This is a genomic window from Polaromonas sp. (assembly GCF_031411155.1).
Taxonomy (GTDB): Bacteria; Pseudomonadota; Gammaproteobacteria; order Burkholderiales; family Burkholderiaceae_C; genus Polaromonas.
Genome location: NZ_JANOAL010000003.1, coordinates 1 through 3,655, shown reverse-complemented (window position 1 = coordinate 3,655; position 3,655 = coordinate 1). Strand labels below are relative to the sequence as shown.

The window sequence follows — 3,655 nt, the reverse complement described above, 5'->3', positions numbered from 1 at the left end:
GCCTTTCAGGTCAAAGCTGAACACCGAGCCGGCGCCGCGTGGCAACAGCTTTTGGGCCAGCGCGTGGCTGGGGTGCGATTCCAGCATCGGGTGGCCGACGCGCGCGACCAGCGGGTGGCTGGCCAGAAATGCCACCACTTTTTCGGTGTTGCCCATGTGGCGCGCCATGCGCAGCGGCAGGGTCTCGATGCCCTGCAAAATCAGCCAGGCGGTGTGCGGGCTCATGCAGGCGCCAAAGTCGCGCAGGCCCTCGCGCCGTGCGCGCAGCAAGAAGGCGCCGACCGTGCTTTCCTCGCTGAACACCATGTTGTGAAAGCCGTCATAGGCCTTGGTCAGTTCCGGAAATTTGCCAGCTGCCCTGGAAGAGTCCCAGTCGAACGAGCCGCCATCGACCACGATGCCGCCTATCACCGTGCCGTGGCCGCTCAAGAACTTGGTGGCTGAGTGGTAGAGCAGATCGGCGCCATGCTCAAAAGGCTTGATCAGCCAGGGCGAGGTCAGGGTCGAGTCCACCAGCAGCGGCACGCCCGCGTCGTGGGCAATGGCAGACACGGTGCCAATGTCCAGCACCTCCAGCCCCGGGTTGCCCACGGTTTCGCCAAAAAACAGCCTGGTGTTGGGCCGCACGGCGGCGCGCCAGCCGGCTATGTCGCCAGGCTGCACAAAGGTGGTGTCAATGCCGAAGCGGCGCAGCGTGTAGTGCAGCAGGTTTTGCGAGCCGCCATACAGCGCCGTGCTGGCCACGATGTGCGAGCCCGCGCCCATCAGCGTGGCGATGGCCAGGTGCAGCGCGGCCTGGCCGCTGGCAGTCGCTATCGCGCCTATGCCGCCTTCGAGCGCCGACACCCGCTGCTCGAGCACCGCGTTGGTCGGGTTGCTGATGCGCGAATAGACATGGCCGGCGCGCTCCAGGTTGAACAGGCTGGCCGCATGGTCGCTGGACTCAAAGACGAAGGAGGTGGTCAGGTGAATCGGCACCGCCCGCGCGCCGGTGGCCGGGTCGGGCGCGGCGCCTGCGTGCAGCGCCAGGGTGTCGAAGCCGGGGTCTGAGTAGCCGGGCATGGGGTGTCTCCAGTGAAAAAAGCAGAAAGCAGCTTGCCGATGCCGCGTCAGGCGTGGCCCTGCGCGAAGGCCGAAAAAACGTTACAGCCGCACTTTGATTGTGGGCTATATTTAAACTGAATTTCCCGCCGCCGCCCTGCGGTGGGACAATCGCAAAACTACCGAGGAGAAAGCCATGAAGGTTCTTGACATACTGCGCGTCAAAGGCAACACGCTTTACACCGTTCAGCCTGACGAACCGCTGGGCAAGGCGGCCCAGATCATGGCCGAAAAAGACATCGGCTCGCTGGTGGTGATGGAGCATGGCGACCTGGTCGGCATGCTGACCTTTCGGGAGGTGATTGTCTGCATCGTCAAGAACGGCGGCGAAATCGGCAACACCCTGGTGCGCACCGCCATGGACGACCACCCGCTGACCTGCACCTCGGAAACCGAGCTCGACGAAGTGCGCCGCATGATGCTGGAGCGCCACGCGCGCTACATGCCCGTCATGAACCAGAAAATGTTGATGGGCGTGATCAGCTTTTACGACGTGGCCAAGGCCGTGGTCGACAGCCAGAACTTTGAAAACAAGATGCTCAAGGCCTACATCCGCGACTGGCCGGCTGAAGAAGACTCTGCTGCCGATTAATCCCCGTCAGACCCTGTTAGCCCCCGTTGCCGTAAATCACATCCCGCACCTGCGGGTAAATCTGCTGGTTCCACTTCTTGCCGCTAAACACCCCGTAGTGCCCCACGCCCGTCTGTACGAGGTGGGTTTTCATGTGAGGTCGAATGCTGCTGCACAAATCCTGCGCCGCCATGGTCTGGCCAACGGCGCAAATGTCGTCTCGTTCACCTTCCACCGTCAGCAAGGCGGTGCGCCGTATCGCCTTGAGGTTGACCTTTCGGCCATGCCAGGTGAGTTCACCCCGGGGCAGGTCGTAGGTCTGGAAGACCTTGGCCACGGTTTCCAGGTAAAACGCGGCGGGCAGATCGTTGACGGCCAGGTATTCGTCGTAAAACGCGCGGATGATCTGGGCCTTGTCAAATTCGCCGTCCCTGACATGCCGGTACAAGTCTTCAAATGACTTTTTGTGCCGCTCCAGGTTCATGCATAAAAACGCTGTGAGCTGTAAAAAACCCGGGTAAACCTGCCGCATCATGCCTTTGTGGGGCCAGGGGACGGGGCTGATCAGATTCTTTTCAAACCATTCAATCGGTTTGCTGTTGGCCAGCTCGTTGACACCGGTGGGGTTGACGCGGCAGTCCACCGGTCCGGCCATCAGGGTCAGGCTGCGTGGCTGGGCCGGGTTGTCGTCTTCGGCCATGATGGCCGTGGCCGCCAGGGCCGCCACGCAGGGCTGGCAGACCGCAATCATGTGGGTGTTGGGCCCCAGCACTTCCAGGAATTTGATCAGGTAGTCGGTGTAGTGGCCCAGTCCGAACTCACCGTTGGACAGCGTTACATCGCGGGCGTTGTGCCAGTCGGTGATGTAGACGTCATGGTCGGCCAGCAAGGTACGCGCCGTTTCTCGCAGCAGGGTGGCGAAGTGGCCGGACAAAGGTGCGACCAGCAGCACGCGCGGCATGGGTGCCGTCGTTGTGGCGAGGTCTTTTCTGAAATGCAGCAGGGTGCCAAACGGCAGTTCACAGACTTTGTGCTCCGTGATGGTAACCGGCTCGCCCGCGACCTCCACGGTTTTCAGGTTGTAGGCGGGCCGGCTGTGGGTCAGGCGCAGCCGGGCCAGCACTTCATTGGCGGCAGAAAACTTGCTGGCCGCTTGGCCGATCCATGGAAACAGGGCCGGTGGGCTGGACAGGCCGACTTTGCCGGCGCCAAGCAGCAGGCTGGCCTGTTCGGCAAGCATCCGCAAGGGAGAGCTCAGGTCAGACTGCAACTGATAGGCTTGGTAAAGCATGTTGCTTTCTTTCGTTTGGCTGCGCTGGTAGCGCCATCCCTTCGTTCAGCAATTTACGGGCCATGACCTGGAAACTGGCGGCTGGCACAAGGCTTGCACGGTAACTGTGTGTCAAACTATTTTGATGCAGGGACGGCGCCAAAACGCTGCTGCTTACCTTTTGTAAACACCTTTGTGAAAGACTTCGTCATGACTCAGGCCGTTCTTACCCTTAGTAGCAGCAAGAATTATGGTGCCTGGTCTTTGCGGGGCTGGCTGCTGCTCAAATTGTCCGGCCTGGAGTTCACTGAAAAATTGCTTCCGCCTGACGATGCCGACATGCGTGCCGAGATCCTGCTGCTGTCATCGTCCATTCGGGTGCCCAGCTTGTTGCATGACGGCATCAAGGTGTGGGATACATTGGCCATTGGCGAATACCTGCATGAAATCAAGCCCAAGGCCGGCCTGTTGCCTGCCGACAGGGCGGCCCGCGCCCATTGCCGCGCCATTTGCGGCGAGATGCATTCGGGTTTTTCGGCCATGCGTTCCTCGCTGCCCCTGAACATCAAGGGCGTTTTCCCCAAGTTCAAGACCTGGACGCGCGTGGATGCCGACATCAAACGCATTGCGGACATATGGACAGACTGCCTGACCCGTTATGGCGGACCTTTTCTTTTTGGCAAAAAACCCCGCATGGCTGATGCGATGTTCGC

General features: G+C 60.8%; 4 protein-coding genes. 2 read left to right on the top strand and 2 right to left on the bottom strand.

All coding sequences use genetic code 11. From position 1 onward, the window contains the following. On the bottom strand, positions 1–1,062 hold a 1,062-nt coding region (locus RMO23_RS00075; RefSeq protein WP_309677878.1), incomplete at its 3' end, for an O-acetylhomoserine aminocarboxypropyltransferase. Positions 1,063–1,237: 175 nt separating this feature from the next. Here RMO23_RS00075 and RMO23_RS00070 point away from each other — a divergent pair. Beyond that, the gene (locus RMO23_RS00070) at positions 1,238–1,693 is read left to right on the top strand and encodes a CBS domain-containing protein (RefSeq protein WP_309677877.1); all 456 of its coding nucleotides are present in this window, start codon (positions 1,238–1,240) and stop codon (positions 1,691–1,693) included. A 16-nt stretch (positions 1,694–1,709) separates the two neighbouring features. On the opposite strand, the gene RMO23_RS00065 is transcribed toward RMO23_RS00070, so the two are convergent. Continuing rightward, entirely contained in the window at positions 1,710–2,963 is a 1,254-nt protein-coding gene (locus RMO23_RS00065; RefSeq protein WP_309677875.1) for a polyhydroxyalkanoate depolymerase, read from the bottom strand. A gap of 189 nt (positions 2,964–3,152) precedes the next feature. Here RMO23_RS00065 and RMO23_RS00060 point away from each other — a divergent pair. After that, a partial coding sequence (locus RMO23_RS00060; RefSeq protein ID WP_309677872.1) for a glutathione S-transferase N-terminal domain-containing protein occupies positions 3,153–3,655 on the top strand: 503 nt, incomplete at its 3' end.

What these genes read in the sequence shown, in the direction of transcription:
- RMO23_RS00070 (WP_309677877.1), top strand. Translation starts at nt 1,238, where the DNA reads ATGAAGGTTCTTGACATACTGCGCGTCAAAGGCAACACGCTTTACACC.
- RMO23_RS00065 (WP_309677875.1), bottom strand. Translation starts at nt 2,963, where the DNA reads ATGCTTTACCAAGCCTATCAGTTGCAGTCTGACCTGAGCTCTCCCTTG.